At 37.9% G+C, this 17,318-nt stretch carries 17 protein-coding genes; 14 read left to right on the top strand and 3 right to left on the bottom strand.

Features of this window, described 5'->3' with window-relative positions; all coding sequences use genetic code 11:
• The first annotated feature begins 55 nt into the window (after nucleotides 1-55).
• From AC5YD2_RS00365 to AC5YD2_RS00420, 12 genes are all read left to right on the top strand, one after another.
• On the top strand, nucleotides 56-721 hold the full coding sequence (locus tag AC5YD2_RS00365) for an RluA family pseudouridine synthase (RefSeq protein WP_496124409.1): 666 nt from the start codon (nucleotides 56-58) through the stop codon (nucleotides 719-721).
• Nucleotides 722-785: 64 nt separating this feature from the next.
• On the top strand, nucleotides 786-1,148 hold the full coding sequence (locus AC5YD2_RS00370) for a hypothetical protein (protein ID WP_496124410.1): 363 nt from the start codon (nucleotides 786-788) through the stop codon (nucleotides 1,146-1,148).
• 108 nt (nucleotides 1,149-1,256) lie between these two features.
• The gene (locus AC5YD2_RS00375; protein WP_496124411.1) at nucleotides 1,257-1,640 is read left to right on the top strand and encodes a ribonuclease E inhibitor RraB; all 384 of its coding nucleotides are present in this window, start codon (nucleotides 1,257-1,259) and stop codon (nucleotides 1,638-1,640) included.
• Between the two features lie 244 nt (nucleotides 1,641-1,884).
• Entirely contained in the window at nucleotides 1,885-2,223 is a 339-nt protein-coding gene (locus AC5YD2_RS00380; protein WP_496124412.1) for a zinc ribbon domain-containing protein YjdM, read from the top strand.
• 611 nt (nucleotides 2,224-2,834) lie between these two features.
• Nucleotides 2,835-3,299 (top strand): YybH family protein, encoded by a 465-nt coding sequence (locus tag AC5YD2_RS00385; RefSeq protein ID WP_496124413.1) that lies wholly within the window; start codon nucleotides 2,835-2,837, stop codon nucleotides 3,297-3,299.
• 219 nt (nucleotides 3,300-3,518) lie between these two features.
• The gene (locus AC5YD2_RS00390) at nucleotides 3,519-3,932 is read left to right on the top strand and encodes an NUDIX hydrolase (RefSeq protein ID WP_496124414.1); all 414 of its coding nucleotides are present in this window, start codon (nucleotides 3,519-3,521) and stop codon (nucleotides 3,930-3,932) included.
• 8 nt (nucleotides 3,933-3,940) lie between these two features.
• On the top strand, nucleotides 3,941-4,297 hold the full coding sequence (locus AC5YD2_RS00395) for a hypothetical protein (protein WP_496124415.1): 357 nt from the start codon (nucleotides 3,941-3,943) through the stop codon (nucleotides 4,295-4,297).
• A 74-nt stretch (nucleotides 4,298-4,371) separates the two neighbouring features.
• Nucleotides 4,372-4,740: an SseB family protein gene (locus tag AC5YD2_RS00400; protein WP_496124416.1), complete on the top strand. Its 369-nt coding sequence runs from the start codon at nucleotides 4,372-4,374 to the stop codon at nucleotides 4,738-4,740.
• Nucleotides 4,741-4,902: 162 nt separating this feature from the next.
• The gene (locus AC5YD2_RS00405) at nucleotides 4,903-7,524 is read left to right on the top strand and encodes a type VI secretion system Vgr family protein (protein ID WP_496124417.1); all 2,622 of its coding nucleotides are present in this window, start codon (nucleotides 4,903-4,905) and stop codon (nucleotides 7,522-7,524) included.
• Nucleotides 7,521-8,477 carry a DUF4123 domain-containing protein gene (locus tag AC5YD2_RS00410; RefSeq protein ID WP_496124418.1) on the top strand — a complete coding sequence of 319 codons (957 nt, stop codon included), beginning with the start codon at nucleotides 7,521-7,523 and terminating at the stop codon, nucleotides 8,475-8,477. The genes AC5YD2_RS00405 and AC5YD2_RS00410 overlap by 4 nt, the downstream gene beginning before the upstream one ends.
• Nucleotides 8,470-11,406: a T6SS effector BTH_I2691 family protein gene (locus AC5YD2_RS00415; protein ID WP_496124419.1), complete on the top strand. Its 2,937-nt coding sequence runs from the start codon at nucleotides 8,470-8,472 to the stop codon at nucleotides 11,404-11,406. The genes AC5YD2_RS00410 and AC5YD2_RS00415 overlap by 8 nt, the downstream gene beginning before the upstream one ends.
• 14 nt (nucleotides 11,407-11,420) lie before the next feature.
• Nucleotides 11,421-12,239 (top strand): putative type VI secretion system effector, encoded by an 819-nt coding sequence (locus AC5YD2_RS00420; protein ID WP_496124420.1) that lies wholly within the window; start codon nucleotides 11,421-11,423, stop codon nucleotides 12,237-12,239.
• Between the two features lie 176 nt (nucleotides 12,240-12,415).
• Here the strand turns inward: AC5YD2_RS00420 and AC5YD2_RS00425 are convergent, their stop codons facing one another.
• On the bottom strand, nucleotides 12,416-13,345 hold the full coding sequence (locus AC5YD2_RS00425; protein ID WP_496124421.1) for a tRNA dihydrouridine synthase: 930 nt from the start codon (nucleotides 13,343-13,345) through the stop codon (nucleotides 12,416-12,418).
• 99 nt (nucleotides 13,346-13,444) lie between these two features.
• Nucleotides 13,445-14,257, bottom strand: a complete 813-nt coding sequence (locus AC5YD2_RS00430; RefSeq protein WP_496124422.1) for a cytochrome C assembly family protein — start codon at nucleotides 14,255-14,257, stop codon at nucleotides 13,445-13,447.
• A gap of 143 nt (nucleotides 14,258-14,400) precedes the next feature.
• On the opposite strand from AC5YD2_RS00430, the gene ffh reads away from it, so the two are divergent.
• A complete protein-coding gene (gene ffh / locus AC5YD2_RS00435) occupies nucleotides 14,401-15,807 on the top strand; it encodes a signal recognition particle protein (RefSeq protein ID WP_496124423.1) in 1,407 nt (468 codons plus the stop codon).
• 107 nt (nucleotides 15,808-15,914) lie between these two features.
• The gene (locus AC5YD2_RS00440; RefSeq protein WP_496124424.1) at nucleotides 15,915-16,478 is read left to right on the top strand and encodes an RBBP9/YdeN family alpha/beta hydrolase; all 564 of its coding nucleotides are present in this window, start codon (nucleotides 15,915-15,917) and stop codon (nucleotides 16,476-16,478) included.
• A 125-nt stretch (nucleotides 16,479-16,603) separates the two neighbouring features.
• Here AC5YD2_RS00440 and AC5YD2_RS00445 read toward each other — a convergent pair whose 3' ends face one another.
• Nucleotides 16,604-17,302 carry a toxin-antitoxin system YwqK family antitoxin gene (locus AC5YD2_RS00445; RefSeq protein WP_496124425.1) on the bottom strand — a complete coding sequence of 233 codons (699 nt, stop codon included), beginning with the start codon at nucleotides 17,300-17,302 and terminating at the stop codon, nucleotides 16,604-16,606.
• Nucleotides 17,303-17,318 lie beyond the last annotated feature (16 nt).

Genomic DNA, 17,318 nt, shown 5'->3' on the forward strand with positions numbered 1-17,318 from the left:
ACAGTCTAAGCACCACTTGTTATTTTGCGCGCACTTTTGCTGAAGCTGTTATTTCATGGCGCTGAACGATAATTTTGTCTATATGCCTCCTCAGGGTGAACTTTCAATTCTTTATGAGGATGATGATCTGGTCATCATTGAAAAACCTGCAGGACTATTGTCTGTCCCGGGGCGTTTACCTGAGCATCATGACAGTGCGTATTATCGTGTTTTAGAGCAATTTCCAAATGCCAAAATCACCCATCGTTTAGATATGGCAACGTCAGGTATTTTGATGTTTGCCAAGCATCGGGATGCCGAAGTTGCGGTGAGTAAAATGTTCCAAGCGCGTACTGTCAAAAAGAATTATATCGCTTTGGTACAAGGGAAATTGCCTGATACAGGTCGTATCGAAGTGCCTCTGATTACCGATTGGGAAAATCGTCCACGTCAAATCGTGCATTTTGAATTGGGTAAGCCAGCACTGACTTTGTATGATCGTGTCGAATACGATGAAGTAAACGATGTCAGTCGCGTGTTATTGACACCGATTACAGGTCGTTCGCATCAACTTCGTGTGCATCTACAATATATCGGGCACCCGATTACAGGAGATAAGCTTTATCATCCTGAGCCGACACGTAGTCCATTAGGGCGTATGGCATTGCATGCAAGTTATTTGGCATTTACTCAGCCATTGAGTGGCACAGAATTAGAGATTGTTTGTGAAACTGCTTTTTAAGGGATAAAAGTGGCAATCAACATTAAAAATCGTATGATGTGAATATCTTAAAAGAAAATTATCGATGAAAATAATAATTAAAGTCGCACGTGATAGTGTTGCGCTGGGCGATGATTGTACTGCCCCGAATAAACGAGAATTCGAAGTAGCGCAAGATTCTACAGTGGCAGATTTTTGTCATTTAATGATTGAAAGTGATTATTTACCTCCTATTCAGGGAGGTGAAGCGACTTGGGTTTTAACATTCCAAAATCAACCGATTGCGGTGTTTGCTCAGCAATGGAATGACCCTAAATATCTAGTCGATTCAAATGAGGCATTGTCAAACTATATAAATCGTTTAAGTGATCCGCGCAATTATCATTTTTGGTTTGATTATCAATGCCAAAAAGATCCACAAAAAATCTATCGAAACCTAAAGCTTTAATATGATTGTGTCAGATTAAATTTAAGATTAAAAAATATATCTCCAAATTGAAATAGAATTAAGCTAAGGTGGTTCTAACCTGATGAAAAGAAACACAAGGATTCTACAATGACTGAACGCGACCTAGAACTATTTCCAAATGATGATAATGGTGATGTCCTTTGGCAAATGGCTCAAGACGGTGACGACCTCACTGAAGCACATGAAATTGAATATTCAATTGCATTCACAGACAAAGCAAAAGCTGAACAGTGTGCATTATTTCTTTTACATGAAGAGCAAAAAGTCAGTCTCTTTATTGATGAAGAATCAGAAACCCAAGAGTGGATTATTACTATTTATGTCTACATGGAACCTGAATATTCAGACATCGTCGATCTAGAAGAATGGTTCACCAAAATTGCCAATGAACATGGCGGTGAATACGATGGTTGGGGTTGCATGGCATATGTCTATGATGACGAAGACATTGATGAAGAATTCCAAAGTTAATTTTTTTGAAGCGTTTTTGTTAAAATAGCCAATAAAATTCAAATCAGCCCTAATATTTAAAAATATTGGGGCTTATTTTTAGATGAACAATGAAACTTATGATAAAGCGAACTTACTCACTCTACGCTGAACAATAAGACTGATTTAAATCATAACTAAAATATTGGAATGCTTTGATAGCTATAAATTAATGTTATAATACAGACTTTCTTTTTTGCTTCATTTTTTAAATTTGGAAATTATTATGTCTTTACCAAGCTGCCCAAAATGTAACTCAGAATATACGTATGAAGATGGCGAACTATTGATTTGTCCTGAATGTTCACATGAATGGAAAGAAGGTGAAGTCGCTGAAGATGTTGCGATTATTAAAGATGCTGTTGGTAATGTTTTAGCCGATGGCGATACTGTGACAGTGATTAAAGATCTTAAAATTAAAGGCTCATCATCCGTCGTTAAAGTCGGCACGAAAGCAAAAAATATTCGTTTGCTTCCAGATGCAAATGATGGTCACGATATTGATTGTAAAGTAGAAGGTTTTGGTCCAATGAAACTCAAATCCGAATTTGTAAAAAAAGCATAAATTCTACAATTCTTGTGAATAGCTGGTTTTAAGATTCAGTGTGTTTAGAAATATAGGCACACTTTAAGTCAGTGCTTCACTTTAAGATTTTCCATAATGCACACAGCATAGTAAATCCAAAATTATCCGACTAGACATAATGAAGATAGTCAAAAAAGCAGTTTTGTCAGGCAAATACGCTTGGACGTTGTCTCTTATCGCTTTATTTTAAAAACCTATTTTCAATTTGATCAGTGCAGATATTGAATTGGAACGGGGCGATTTCTTAGTCGAATACGGCATCGCAAATTCATATTTCTATTCAATTAGACTCATTGCACTCTACTTTGAAGCGGTTAAAATACTGTTCAGTTGTAGTTCAGTATTTTTTAATCTTGGAGAGCATTCATTATTTTAAAAATAATTTATCTAACTACCTTATTTGTATAAAATAAATCTTGGCGGACTATTTATTTAGTTGTATTAAAAAATAGTCTTGGTTTGTCAAATTTTAATAAAATTGTTCACAAAAAAATCATAATAAATGATTAAAATCCCAAAATTCCCCCTTACTTTAATGGATTAAAAGTGTTAACTTCATCACAAATATAAGAAAAATGAGGAAGCAAACCGTGTCAATTCAAATAGACGGTGACAAAATCATTGCACAAGAAGTTTTGGCTCAAATTGAGTTGTGGGATCAAGCTGTGGTCGGCACAAATATTAAAGCACTTGCGAATCAATGCTGTCCTGAAATGCGTATGTTCGATGTCAGTAGTCAGTTGAATAACATCGAAGAATATAAAACAGAATGGGCGAAGTTCAGCCCTTACTTCATGGAAGGTATGCAGATTTCACGCCGTGAAATTAAATTACATACCAGCGACTCTTTGGCTGTTTTACATTGTCTCTCTAAAGTTGAACATAGTGCTTTAAAAGGGAAGTTGCAAATGCCTTGGTGTCGTACGACTCTATGTTTGAAAAAGCTGGGTGATGAATGGCGCATCGTACATCAACATATTTCTATGCCTGTGGACATCATCACGGGAAAGGCCGTTCTATTGAAGGATAAGCCTAAGCTGCGGCTGGTGGTTTAAAGTTTACTCTTTGAGCAAAATTTATTCTAAAGAGCTTCTCCCAAGAGATCTAAAGAAATAAATAGACCTGTAATCACCTTTACGGGTATTTTTATTGAAGGGTCCAAAATGTCAATCTGATGCCTAAGCTTAATAAATTCAGTTATAGGATGTGTGTGGTGATCTTTAAATCAGGTGTTATATGCTGGTGATTAAAATAACGAATTTCGGAAATGAATAATGGGATTTCATGATCTGTATCGAATGAGTTCACATGCGGTGATTTGTAACCAAGATGGACAGATACTGTTACTCAAAGCGAACTATGCTGATCATGCTTGGGGATTACCTGGTGGCGGTTTAGATGTCGGTGAAACGATACATGATGCGCTAATTCGTGAATGCCAAGAAGAGCTAGGTTGTGAGGTGGAAGTAAAATATTTGTCAGGTGTCTATTACCATTCAGCTATGAATTCACATGCGTTTATATTTCGATGCGAGCTGATTAAACATAATGAAAACACAAAAATACAGCTCAGTGATGAACATTCGGAATATGCTTGGTTTGATGTAGAGGCTTTATCCAAAATTCAACAGTTAAGAGTGGCAGATTGTCTTGCTTTCAATGGTTCTGTCATCAGTCGCGCTTTTTAGGAGCAAATATGGCTATTTCATTTGATCAATTAACCGATGCTGAGTTGCTGAATATCGCCAATCAGATGATGGATTCACTTATGCAGGCATCGATTGAAAAAGACTATGCCAAGCATATTCAGTATTTTAGTCAACGTGCTAAAAGCGCATTGGATGAAACGCAATTTAAGATTGTGTGCGGTGTTTATCAAGAGAAGATGGGTCTATTTACAGAACGAGAATTTGTAAAACTGTTCCGACGCCCTGAATCTGTAGCGGTAATTTGGACGCAAAAATACAGTAAAGCCGAAGGTGACTATGTTGCTGAAATGGTCATGCTGATTGAAGATGATCAATATAGAGTTGATCATGCTTTTGTGTTCTAATCATGAACAACGGTTCACCAAACTTGGTGGATGATTTTTAAATTTATATTTTAATAAGATGATCAGTAATCATAATGAATAATCAAAATTTACAAGCTCTATTTGAGCAAACCCAACAAAACTATGAGTTGATTCCGCAATTTATAACGGAATTATTGGACGCTGAAGTTTTTTGTCTGGGTACACAGGATGATGCAAAAAACTTCCAATTCCGCGTATTGGAGTCGGCAGAGGGTGAACAGGCAATTCCATTTTTCTTATCGCTAGACATGATTCATTCAGATGTAGGTCTGGATGCTGAATATTTTAAAATGATTACTCGCGAGCTTTTCTCCATGACCAGTGGAGCAACTTTGGTCATGAATCCGACCTCTGATTTGGCCAAAGAGTTTTCCCCAGATGAGGTGAACTCTATATTGAATATGGATGTGGATGAATTGTGATCTGAAATCGATTCAATTTTACAGTTCAATTTGAAAAAAGACGATCTATTGATCGTCTTTTTTACGCACTAAAACAACTTTTTAGCTAAAAAAGCTGTTTAATTTGCATAAAATTTGATTAAATAGACAGCATTCAAAGATACGCTAAAAAAGATAATAAATATGCTTTCCAATATATTTTCGGCTATAGAAAAACTTGGCTTAACCGCTCAAAAAAGAGCCATACACGCACAGTTTAGTAATCCAAGCTTAAATGAAGAAGTGTTTCTACAACGAATAGATGGTCAACATGCGCTCAATGAGGGGCTTAAGGCAGAGTTGATTTGTTTATCCACTAACGCAACTATCTCGCTTAAACAATTTATTGGTTGCCAAGTCGCTGTGGATCAAGTCACCGATCAGGGTAAGCTGTTTCGTACCACAGGGATTATTACCGAAGCAGCGCAAGGGCAAAGTGACGGTTCACTGACCCTGTACAAACTTACACTTCAAGATCCTACATCTCTATGGCATAAACGGCTGAATAACCGTGTTTTTATGAATAAGTCTGCGATAGAGGTGATCGAAACCATTTTTCAGGAATGGCAAAGCAAAAGTGCACTATTTGCTGCAAGTCTCAGTTTAGATCTTGGTGGACTTAAACAACAGTATGATGTGCGTCCTTTCATTATGCAAAGTAATGAAACCGATTACGACTTCTTGACGCGTCTCATGCGCAGTGAAGGTATCAATTGGCTGATTGACGAAGCTCAACTCCAAGTACCTGTCTCATCAACTTCCATAGAAGCTCAAAAGCTCAGGCTGATAGACGATAGTAGCCAATACCAAGCACTTGAACGCAGAAACATCCGCTTCCATCGCAGTAGTGCAACTGAAAGAAAAGACAGTATCATTAGTTTTGTGGGGCAACGTAGTATTCAACCCACTGCTGTGCATGTACAGCGTTGGCAATCAGATGTGCTGGAACAAGAAGAAGGAGCAGGCACGGTTCAAAGCAAGCATAAACATAGTGATAACTATGATAATGCGAGTTTGGCTTTAGAACAGGCTTGGCATTTCAGCCCTGCATGGATGCAAGATCTAAAGGGTGAAGATCAGGCGACAGCATCAAATAATAGTCAAATTGAAAAATTTAATAAGAATCTAAGTAATTATTACGATACTCAAAGTAAGCAGTTTGTAGCAAGGTCAACTGTTAGAGATACACAAGTTGGTTATTGGTTTGAATTTAATGACCATCCTGAAGTTGATGAGCATAGTGGTGCTGATAAAGAGTTTTTGATTGTTGGTAAGAGTTATTACAACCAAAATAATTTGCCTAAAGATTTGGATGATCAAATTGGTCAACTACTTGTGCAGAGTAATTGGTTGCCTTCAAATTTAAGCCAAGCTAATCAAGAGAGACAGCTTAATAATCTAATATTACAACGACGAAACGTCAGTATTGTTCCTGAATTTAATCCATTGAAGCATCGTCCTGCAGCTCATCCACAACGTGCCAAAGTTGTTGGACCGCCTGGCGAGGTGATTCATGTAGATGAATGGGGACGTATTAAAGTCCGTTTTTTATTCACTCGTAGTGAAGATCATCAACACGATGGAGGGGCGGGTGCAAATGAAAATGATACTGACTCTGCTTGGGTAGATGTTCTTACTCCTTGGGCGGGTGATGGATATGGTGCTCGCTTTTTACCGCGTATCGATGAAATTGTCGTCATTGATTTCTTTGATGGGAATATTGATCGTCCTTTTGTAGTGGGACGCTTGCATGAGGCTCAACGCAGTCCGACTAAGTTCGATGTACAAGGTCAGTTACCAGATACCAAGAAATTGAGTGGTATCCGTTCTAAAGAAGTAGCTGGTGGAGGATTTAACCAGTTAAGATTTGATGATACAACTGGGCAAATTAGTGCACAGCTTCAGAGTAGTCATGGAGCAAGTCAACTCAACTTGGGAAATCTAAGTCATCCAAAATCATCCGATAAAAGTGATGGACGAGGAGAAGGATTTGAGCTTAGAACTGACCAGTGGGGGGCAGTGCGAGCTGGACAAGGTTTATTGCTGAGCACACACGCCCAAGGTCAAGCCAGTGGCACACAACTAGATGCCAATGAAGCCAAGAGCCAACTTGAAAGCTCACATAACAATGCCAAAGCTTTAAGTGAAGTGGCGAAGAACCAGCAGACGGATCCGCTTGAAGTACTAGACCAGCTTAAGAGTTTTCTAGATCAAATTGAAAAAGGTGAAAAAGATAAAGCTGATGCCTTTAAACAAGCCTTAATGATTTTAGCAGCATCGAATTCAATTGCACTTGCCAGCAATGAAGATATTCATCTCTCCGCAGATGGGCAGATCAGTCAGAGTGCAGGGGACAGTATTAATATCTCTACGCAAAAGTCTCTGATTGGGCATGCGAGCTCTAAGATCAGTCTATTTGCAGCACAAGAAGGCGCAAGGCTATATGCAGGTAAAGGCAAAATAGAAGTACAAGCGCAGGGCGATGCGTTGGATTTAATTGCCAGAAAAGGCATTCAAATTATCTCTACGGAAGACACGGTCTATATCACCAGCCCGAAAGAGATTAATTTAACCGCGGGCGGCTCACAGATAAAAATTAATGGTTCAGGGATATTCCCAACCACAGGTGGAAAGTTTGAGGTGAAGGCGGGGCAGCATAAGTTTACCTCGCCCGCATCGATAAATCAGCCAGCATTGAATTTACCTGATTGTTCTGCTAAGCAAGGCCAAGCAGCAGAAATGGGCTCAGCGAAGGTGATTTTATGAGTGGTTTTCATTTAGCTAATTTGGAGCCAGATAGTTCTGAAGCTAAAATTTATGAGGATATGAGAGCTCTTTTTGATCGAAATGGACGGCTGTTAGTTTTATTAGATGAAACTTTAGAGCCGGGTAGTTTTAGTGAGATAAAATTTTTTTTTAAAGAAGAAAATATTGTCTATTTGCCTTTAGCTTTAGGTAATAAGCCCACGGATACAAATTTATTTTTTGCGGAAATAAATACAAAAGAAATATTAGAAAAAGTAGGGAGAGTAATTTCTGGAAAAATTTTACATAACTCTGAAATTACTAATAATAAATATGTAGTGCATGGGTTTGGAACAAGTTTACTTGAAAATGATCAGATAAACTCGAGATTTAAAAAAAGTTTAGTTGTTCAGGATGTAAACTCGAAAATTTTATTCCGTTGGTATGATCCTAGAGTTTTAATCCATTTAGATCAAATCTTTAATGAAATTGAACTACATGGTTTATTGGGAATATTTGAAACTTGGCATTTTATACATCCCACAGGATACTTTAGTTGGAAAAAGGATAAAAATAAAAAGTTTATTTCTCGAAAAATCTATGAACTGTCATACGATCAATCCATCGCTTTAGATCTTATTGAAATTAGTAATCTAGTTTTTGTAGAAGCTTATAATTATGATGAAATAGACAGAGATAAATTAGATCCCAAGAACGTATTATTGAATTTATATTTAGCACATGAAAATTATAAAATTCATAAGTATTCGGATCTTTTTAGTTATGGTTTATATGCTGAAATACTAGGTCAGCATTTCTTTATTCATCCAGAGATTCAAATTATACTAAAAGATTATTGGATGACTTCAACTCATGAATATGAGTTTAATGAAGCTATAAATTTTCTTGATAGGGATAAATGGATATCGATAAAAAAAGAATTAAATAATTTAGAGGGGATATCTCATGGGTAACGATAGAAAAATTCCAACAATAAATGCGACAGACTTGAAATCACCTTTGTCTAAAGCTAAAGAAATTAAAATTGATTCAGCAAAAGTCCAAGAGTGGAAAAAGTCGCTGGAAACTAAGCAACCCGTGTCTTTAGATCCAACAAAAACAAAAAAAAAATTAGAAGAAGCTGCAAAAAAATCTGGGATTTCGCTTCAACCAATACCGAATAATAAGCCAAATGTTGTAGCTAAACAAAATGGGGAAAATTGTAAAACGTTTTGCCGAGAGGAGGGTTTTCATATATTGCCACTCCGTTATAGCGTTAAGCAAGGAAAGGTTCCAACTTTACCTACGAATCTAGGTGAAAATGTTAAATCAATAAGTCTAAGCCATTCGAAATATACGGTTGAAATGGTTGATTCTGGTTATATTTACCAATTGATTGTTAGAACTTCAGGCAAGAAGGAATGGTGGGCATATAAAGTTACACCTTCGGGTTACTTATCATTATTTCCTATACAAAAACCAGCACCAGTTTCAGTTCCAGAGTTTGCATGTAAGTCTGCAAATCATAACTTTGCAGCTTCTTTAATTACAGTTCCTCATAATCCTAAAGATATAGAAAAAGCAGCATATATTTTGTATTCACATGTCGCACTAACGCAAAGAATGATAAAAAAATTAGAAGCAAATCCAGATGATTTCTATAAGAAAGGTCATTGGCAAAAAATAGATGTATCATCTTGGAAAGGTGGGAGTCAGTCTCAAAAACATTGTTTGAATAATAAAAATTTAAAATCTTCCATTGATAATATAAGTAGTTTTGGTGGAAGGATTAATCAAGCGGCAGATAAATTTAATGCTCAGCCTCAGTTTTTTGCAAGTATTGCTTTGTATGATCCAATAGGAATTACAGTCAAATTAAATGATTATAGAAATGATGCATATGCGCCAGTAGATGATTTTTTAGAGGCAAAAGATAAAAATGATGTAACTAATCAAAGAAAGTTAGATGCTGCACAACGTTTAGATACATTGAAAGGTTCTCTAGCTCAAAGTATTACCCAATTTCACACTTCAGGAGAAATGGGCACTCGTACACCAATAGATGGGCGTTTGCAGGGACGTCTTTTAACTATAGAGGAATTGTCAAAAGCTGCGCAAAAAAAAGGAGATGTCCAAGAAGTAGCTCGGCTAGAAAAAAGCAAGCAGGAAGTGTTGAAACAACATGCCGACTTAATGAATAAACGAGAAGATAATAAACAAATCATTATTGAAGAAAAGACAAAAGCTGATTTTAAAGTATGTGATGACAATCTTAATTTTGAAGAAGCAGAAAATTTTAAAAAAATTGCTTCATCTATAGTTGAAACAGCACAAAAATTAGCAAATAGTAGAGCTCAAGATCATTTAAATTGGATTAAATCCCAAAGTTTATTAAATGCTTTAGATATTTATGATGACAAGGATTTACAAAACGGTTGTGCCTTTAAAGCACATGTGGCATGTATGTTATTTGGAATGGAGGGTGCTGATCCAGGTGCAAAGCAATTAGATGAATGGATAAAGAAACCTGAATTTGAGCGTAAAAATTTATTTATTCTCGGGTTATATAGTAATCAGTTAGAAGCCAAAGCAAAGCATGATGAAGTTAAAAATACAGCAAATGATTTAACCGCTGCAGGAATAAAAACCACTAAAGCATTGGTAGATTTTTTAAAGAAAACTGATTCAGCTTGGGATGAATGGGCAAGAAATCAAGGCTCAGATAAAAATAAAGGAAATATTGGCTTTTATAAGGCAGAAAAAAAAGTGATGCTCTTTGTTTCTAACTTTTCCCGAATCGTATTTAAAGCGGGTATGGGGAGTAATGCCGAAAGTCGCTTTGTACGAGCGATTTCACAAAAGTTATTGTTTGCACAAATGGGTGAGCTTGCCGAAAAGTTGAGGTTTGATCAAGTTGTACACAATATCGATCCTGAAACACAAACGATTGGTAAAAATACAGGTATAAATCCTGATTTAGCAAAGCGTGCAGGTGTAAAAACCAAGGAAGCAACGATTCGTTCTTTGGATTTACTCATTGATGATGCCATGACCAAAAAACAACAAGTGGCTTTGACGTTAGAGGAAATTGATCAAAATGGTAGTAAAGGGATGGCAAAAAATCATACCAATAATTATCATCAAGTTCGAGCTTCTGGTGCTTTGGTGTTCATTGAAGCCATTAATTTGGCGCATATGTTAAAGTCGGGTAAGTATCAAGATGGGACGCAAATAGCAGCATTGGTTGCTTCGATCTCTGCATTAACAGCATTCGGTTTAGATATCTTTTATGGCTTGGCCAAAAGTGTACGTGAAACTGCCAGTGCAGCAGGATATGCAGGTGCAGGTGCTGCTGCAACCAGAGGGGCTGCAAATATTCAACGTGCTGGAATAAAATGGGTGGCAGGAAGTTTAAGTGCTTTTGCAGGTGGAATCACGGCATGGTTGGATTATAAAAAAGCAATGAGTCTAAGTGAAAAAGAAGGAATACCCACTTCATTGATTGTTCTGTATTCAGTCCGTTCAGCTTCGGGGGCTTTAGGAATGTTTTTAGGAATCTTTGCGGCGCTTACCTATATAGGTCCATTAATGACTTATTTACAACGAGTAGGAGCAAGCCCTTTTATTCAGCGTATGGGTGCAACAGTTTTTGGTAAAGCAACCTTTCAATACAGTGTTAAAAAAATGACTCGAGAAATTGTCAGAAATGTATTATTACGTGGGATTAGTTGGGTGAGTGGGATAGGATTAATTTTAAGCATTGCTGAAGTAGTGATATTGATTTATATGGATTCCACTAAACTACGGCGTTGGTGTGAACATTCCACCTTTAGAAAGGACAAAAGTGAGGAGTTGATGCCTGAAAAGCAAGAAGTGGAAGATTATCAGGCACTATTTGCATAATTAAGGTGCAGCTAATGAATTTAAAAAAAACAGATAAAATAATCGATGAATTAGCTTCACAGCTTTTTATCATTGAAGGTGAGATCACAGATTTACTCACTCGTGAAACGATGCAAAACCTAAATGAAAGTAGTCAAAATACGACAGGAGCTATAGCAGTAAGTTCGGCACTTGCAGGACAAATAGGGAGTGCAGCTCTGGCGAGTTTTGCAGCCAGTGATGACGGGATCGAAGTAAGTGATTTTGCATTAGAGGTCACAGATCAAGAAGGATTAAAACATTATTTTACAGGTTGTTTTCCAGTGATCATATTTAAAAAAGGCGATACAGTTAAAGTCATAGCAGAACCTGATAATGAAAAATATGCACGCGCCGCTGCAATCATTGATCAAAAGAAGAGTTATATATGGACAGCTCAAGAAGTAGTTAAAGGAAGATTGCGATATAGAATTTTTGGAATGAAAGGAGGGCTGTTTTTTGGCTTTCTTGGTGTAATGACTTTTTGTTTATTTGCAATTTTTGATGGGAAGGCCGGAATAATTTTTTTAACTAAATCTTATATTTTGATTACATTGCTTACTTGCTTACTTGCTTCTTTGCTCATTGGTTGGCGTATCGGAGCAAGCTTCGATAGTCAAAGTTTTGAATTTGAAGCAATCTTAAAAAAATTAGGATTTAATAAACCGAGCCGTATGGATTTCCAAAAATATGCTTTAACAGATTTATCTTGGCAAGGTAAAGAAAAAGATTTTGAGCATGAGCGATGGAAGGATTATACCTATCGGATTGATTTAGCAAAACAATATGATGAAGAAAAATATGGAAAAAAATGAACTTCAAAAAAAAATCAAATAATCGATGAATTAGCGCAACGACTTATTCTTGTAGACGGTGATATCACAGATTTACTCACTCGTGAAACGATGCAAAACCTAAATGAAAGTAGTCAAAATGCAACAGGTGAGATTCGATTGCCGTTGGTTCTGCCTTAGCAGGCAGATTGGAGCAGTTATGGCATTTTTAACTTATCAATCACTTCATCGACTTTTTTCAGTCGCTTCACTTCACCCCAAAGCTCTTTCGCTTCAGGGTAGTGCTTCGACATCATCCCAATCCATTGTTTATAACGTCCGACCAGATTCACTTCTTTTTTATAAGGACCACTCAAAAAACGCACTTGCAGTGCGACCAATTCATCCCAAGTGATCAAAGCCTCATCGGTATTTCGGCGGATGCATTGAGTAACATCAGGTGTAGTGACCGCAGCCCGACCAATCATTAAATCTTCACATCCTGATTCAATTTGGCATTGCTTGGCATCGGTGTTGTTCCAAATTTCACCATTGGCGATCACATTAATATTTAAAGCTTCACGAATCGGTTTCAACTGATCCCAATAAGCAGGAGGTGTGTATCCTTCCGCTTTAGTACGCGCATGAACAGTGAGCCATGACGCACCAGCATCCTCAATAGCATGGGCATTTTCTAAAGTGAAATTCCGATCCATATAGCCCAAACGCATTTTGGCTGATACAGGGATATGTGCAGGGACAGCATCACGAACTGCTTTGACCAGTTCATGAACCACTTCAGGTTCATCTAATAAAACAGAACCGCCACGATGACGATTCACTGTCTTTGCAGGACAACCAAAATTCATATCAATCGCGGGCGCACCCAATTGAACCGCTTTGATTGCATTGGCTGCAAGCATTTCAGGGTCATTACCAAGAAACTGAACATGAACAGGCGTACCGGCAGCAGTTTTGCCGCCATTGAATAGTTCAGGGCAATAGGTGTGATAAACATGATCAGGCAGAACAGAGTTGGTCACTCGAATAAACTCAGTCACACACCAGTCAAAACTGCCCACGGATGTCAGTACATCACGCATAATTGGATCAGTTAAGCCTTCCATCGGTGCAAGGATGAGTTTCAAAGCAATCCGCCTGTTGAATCAAAAAACAGGGTTATACGCATTTTATGATCGGTTGTCTACTTTTATCATTGTGAGTTAATCAGGATTTGAACAGCAGATTTAGCGACCTAAGATCATTTCTAAAACAAACTTAGAGCCGATAAATCCGACAGCCAATAGTACAAATCCAACGATGGTAAAACGAATCGCTTTTTGACCACGCCATCCAAAGCGATAGTGTCCAAAAAGTAGAGCACCATATACAATCCAAGAGACAATACTAAATGCGGTCTTATGCGCTAAATGCTGTGCAAAGAAATCATCAATGGTGAAGAAACCGAAGAGTAATGCCACAGAAAGTAAACCAAATCCCGTGATCAGCATATCAAACAGTAAACTTTCCATCGCTTGATAAGAAGGCAGTAAACTGACCCAAACACGATTCTTTTGCTTATTCTTAAGTTCACGGTTTTGTAGCCAAAGCAATACAGCGTGAATGGTTGCCATGAGTAGGACCGCATAGGCAGATAAGGACAAAATCACATGAATGTCTAAGGCTAAGGTATTTTGTGCAATTGTAAATTCTTTGGGTTGACTCAGGGTAAACCCTAAGATGAGTCCAAGAGCTGCAACAGGAATCCCAGTGAGATTTAGTGCGATAACCGGGCGGTAGGAACTATAAAGCAAGCTGAGTAAGAGCATGAGGGCAGAGGTAAATGACATTAGACTAAAAACGTCATAATTTATGCCCATAGGCGTGGTCATATCGTGATATAACACTGTGGCATGCAGAATAAGACCCAAAGCTGAAATGATGCCAATAAACCAATGATTTGGAGCACGCTTTGACATTAAGTGTAAAAACAAATACCAAAAAGATGTGGTATAAGCAATTAATGCTAAAATTGTGTAAACCAAAGGGAGGCTAATCATGTCAAACCTTTTTCTGGATGCAGAATATTCATGTTATGCGATATAAATTCCATGCGAACTACAGTATCCTATAGCATCTTATGCATAAATTTTCTATTTTAAGAAAGATTTTTTTGCAACAACCATTTTAAGCGGATTTTGCAATGTTTGATACCTTAACAGAACGACTCACGCAGAGTTTAAGAAATGTTACTGGCTCAGGGCAACTGACCGAAGACAATATTAAAGATACGTTACGTGAAGTTCGTATGGCCTTACTTGAGGCGGATGTTGCCTTACCTGTGACTCGTGAGTTTATCGCGAAAGTTAAGGAAGAGGCATTGGGTCAAGAAGTCATGACCCAACTTTCACCTGGTCAAGCTTTCGTTAAGATCGTCCATGACGAATTAACGAAGATGATGGGTGATGCGAATGAAACCCTTGATTTAGCGGCTAAACCACCAGTGGTGATTTTACTTGCAGGTTTACAAGGTGCGGGTAAAACGACGACTGCAGCTAAACTTGCACGCTTCTTACAAGAACGTCAAAAGAAAAAAGTAGCCATGGTGTCTGCCGACGTTTACCGTCCAGCAGCAATCAAACAGCTACAAACGGTTGCAGCTGAAGTTGGTGCGATATTCTTTGAATCAAATGCCAATGAAAATCCAATCGTGATTGCCAATCGTGCGATTGAACAAGCCAAGATTCAATTTGCTGATGTCTTGATTGTCGATACAGCAGGTCGTTTACATATCGATGGCGATATGATGGACGAAATCAAAGAGCTTCATGCAGCAATTAAGCCGACTGAAACGTTGTTCGTTGTCGATGCGATGACCGGTCAAGATGCGGCCAATACTGCAAAAGCCTTTAATGATGCCTTGCCGTTAACAGGTGTGATCCTTACCAAGACTGATGGTGATGCCCGCGGTGGTGCTGCACTTTCTGTTCGTGCGATTACAGGCAAGCCAATCAAATTCTTAGGTATGGGTGAAAAACTTGATGCCCTCGAGCCTTTCCATCCTGAGCGTGTTGCACAACGTATCTTGGGGATGGGTGATGTACTTTCTTTAGTCGAAGAGCTTGAACGTAAAGTCGACAAAGAAAAAGCCGAAAAAATGGCGAAGAAATTGCAAAAAGGCGGCAGCTTCAACTTTGAAGATATGCTGATGCAATTTGAGCAAATGAACAAAATGGGCGGTATGATGGGCTTCTTAGACAAGTTGCCTGGCATGAGTAATTCAGGTATTCAAGATGCGATTGCGCAGGCGAACCCTGAAAAGCAAGTGAAAAAAATGGAAGCGATTATTCAATCGATGACCATTAAAGAACGCCGTAATCCAGACTTGATGAATCCAAGCCGTAAGAAACGTATTGCCGCGGGTTGTGGCATGGATGTTGTTGAAGTGAATAAACTAATTAAACAACATGCACAAATGGCGAAAATGATGAAGAAGTTTGCTAATCCATCGGGGATGGCAAAAATGATGAAATCATTGACGGGTATGCAGAAAAAGTTCGGTGGTGGCAGTAACATGGGTCCACTTTTTGGCGAAACGCCGAAGAAATAATCTGACCATTGTGACAAAGAAAAGGTGCGCTAAGCACCTTTTTTCATGCTTGAGAATTCGCTATTATTTAGTTTTAAAAATTAAATTCTTTATTAGAACTAAAAATAATGAAAAAAGTATTTATTATTCATGGTTTTCAAGCTTCTCCTCAAAGTCATTGGTTTCCGTGGTTAAAGCAACAACTTGAAAGTATTCGGGTTGATTGTCATGTGCTGAACTTAACTGATTCGACGCATCCTGATTATACAAAGTGGAAGCAGGATTTAAGTCATCAGCTTCAGGCTCTAGATCAAGATACGATTGTAATTGCACATAGTCTAGCTTGTATCACCGCCCTGGATTATTTGTCTTCAGCACTTCAACAGCAGAAAATAAAAGCTTTTATTGGGGTGTCGGGTTTTCAAGAGAAGCTCAAATCTTTGCCAGAGTTGAACCAATTTATTGATCAAATACATTTAAATGACAGCATTATTCGTTTGAATATTCAACAACGCTATGTGATTTTTTCAAATAATGACGTGTATGTACCTGCACCCTTAACGATCTGTTTAGGTCAGCGTATTAATGCACAAATGATGGAAATTAAGGGTGCGGGACATTTTCTGGAAGCAGACCATTATCGAGAATTTCCTCAATTATGGGAACTGATTCAGAGCATCTTAACTGCTTAATGGAGTCAAAGAATCTTCAATTAAATTGTATTTTGAAGGCACTTCTGAAAAATAAAAAGCCACCTTAAAAGGTGGCTTTTTAACGTATTCAATCGAAGGGTGAAGAGTTCAGATATCACAACGTTTTATTCGCGATCTGCATTTAACTCATTATAAATAGATTCTACGATTTCGCTTTTTTGAGCTTCATCTTCAACCAATTGACCTTCTTTGTTCCAGACTTTGTTATCAGTCACTTGGATTGATGCATCATCTGAAATGCTAAAATCAGCTGCTTTATTCCCTGTTGAGTACCACAGTTTCTGCTTCACTGTTTCGCCGTCTACGATTTCACTTTCGAGACCAAGTTTGCCATTTTTATAGTAGGTTTGTGATGTCCCAATCTCTTCACCTTGCTCCAACGTCCCTTGGAATGAGACATTGCCATTTTCAAAATAAAGCGTGACTGGACCACTGACGTATTTGTTTTCAAAGCTGAAAAGTCCCATTGGGTCTTGAATCCAAATTGGAGAAGACTGAGGCTTTTGTGTTTTTTGGAAAAAATCTTGGACTAAGAAACGACCTTCCTGATCACGACCCAGTAAGGTGCGGTAATAACCGTCTTCAATGGGCTTAAGTGAGTAAGTTTGATCAACTGTTGATGCGCAACCGCAATCTTGCTCATTCGGGGTTTTACTAAAATATGAGATGATTGGTTGTTTAGTATTGAGTTGTTGTTGAATATTCTGAGGAATATGGTTGGATTGAGACTGCATGCTGGTACAACCAGTCAAAATTGCCGTGAGTCCAAGCATCGTGCCGCAGAGTAAATGCGTTAATTTCATTGTCGTAATCCGGTTA

The sequence above is a fragment of the Acinetobacter sp. CY73 genome (assembly GCF_059515865.1).

Excerpts from the sequence above, each read along its gene's own strand:
- AC5YD2_RS00445 (WP_496124425.1), bottom strand. The coding sequence starts at position 17,302 with ATGAAATTAACGCATTTACTCTGCGGCACGATGCTTGGACTCACGGCA.
- ffh (WP_496124423.1), top strand. The coding sequence starts at position 14,401 with ATGTTTGATACCTTAACAGAACGACTCACGCAGAGTTTAAGAAATGTT.
- AC5YD2_RS00380 (WP_496124412.1), top strand. The coding sequence starts at position 1,885 with ATGTCTTTACCAAGCTGCCCAAAATGTAACTCAGAATATACGTATGAA.
- AC5YD2_RS00365 (WP_496124409.1), top strand. The coding sequence starts at position 56 with ATGGCGCTGAACGATAATTTTGTCTATATGCCTCCTCAGGGTGAACTT.
- AC5YD2_RS00410 (WP_496124418.1), top strand. The coding sequence starts at position 7,521 with ATGAGTGGTTTTCATTTAGCTAATTTGGAGCCAGATAGTTCTGAAGCT.
- AC5YD2_RS00405 (WP_496124417.1), top strand. The coding sequence starts at position 4,903 with ATGCTTTCCAATATATTTTCGGCTATAGAAAAACTTGGCTTAACCGCT.
- AC5YD2_RS00420 (WP_496124420.1), top strand. The coding sequence starts at position 11,421 with ATGAATTTAAAAAAAACAGATAAAATAATCGATGAATTAGCTTCACAG.
- AC5YD2_RS00370 (WP_496124410.1), top strand. The coding sequence starts at position 786 with ATGAAAATAATAATTAAAGTCGCACGTGATAGTGTTGCGCTGGGCGAT.
- AC5YD2_RS00415 (WP_496124419.1), top strand. The coding sequence starts at position 8,470 with ATGGGTAACGATAGAAAAATTCCAACAATAAATGCGACAGACTTGAAA.
- AC5YD2_RS00395 (WP_496124415.1), top strand. The coding sequence starts at position 3,941 with ATGGCTATTTCATTTGATCAATTAACCGATGCTGAGTTGCTGAATATC.
- AC5YD2_RS00390 (WP_496124414.1), top strand. The coding sequence starts at position 3,519 with ATGGGATTTCATGATCTGTATCGAATGAGTTCACATGCGGTGATTTGT.
- AC5YD2_RS00430 (WP_496124422.1), bottom strand. The coding sequence starts at position 14,257 with ATGATTAGCCTCCCTTTGGTTTACACAATTTTAGCATTAATTGCTTAT.
- AC5YD2_RS00400 (WP_496124416.1), top strand. The coding sequence starts at position 4,372 with ATGAATAATCAAAATTTACAAGCTCTATTTGAGCAAACCCAACAAAAC.
- AC5YD2_RS00375 (WP_496124411.1), top strand. The coding sequence starts at position 1,257 with ATGACTGAACGCGACCTAGAACTATTTCCAAATGATGATAATGGTGAT.
- AC5YD2_RS00440 (WP_496124424.1), top strand. The coding sequence starts at position 15,915 with ATGAAAAAAGTATTTATTATTCATGGTTTTCAAGCTTCTCCTCAAAGT.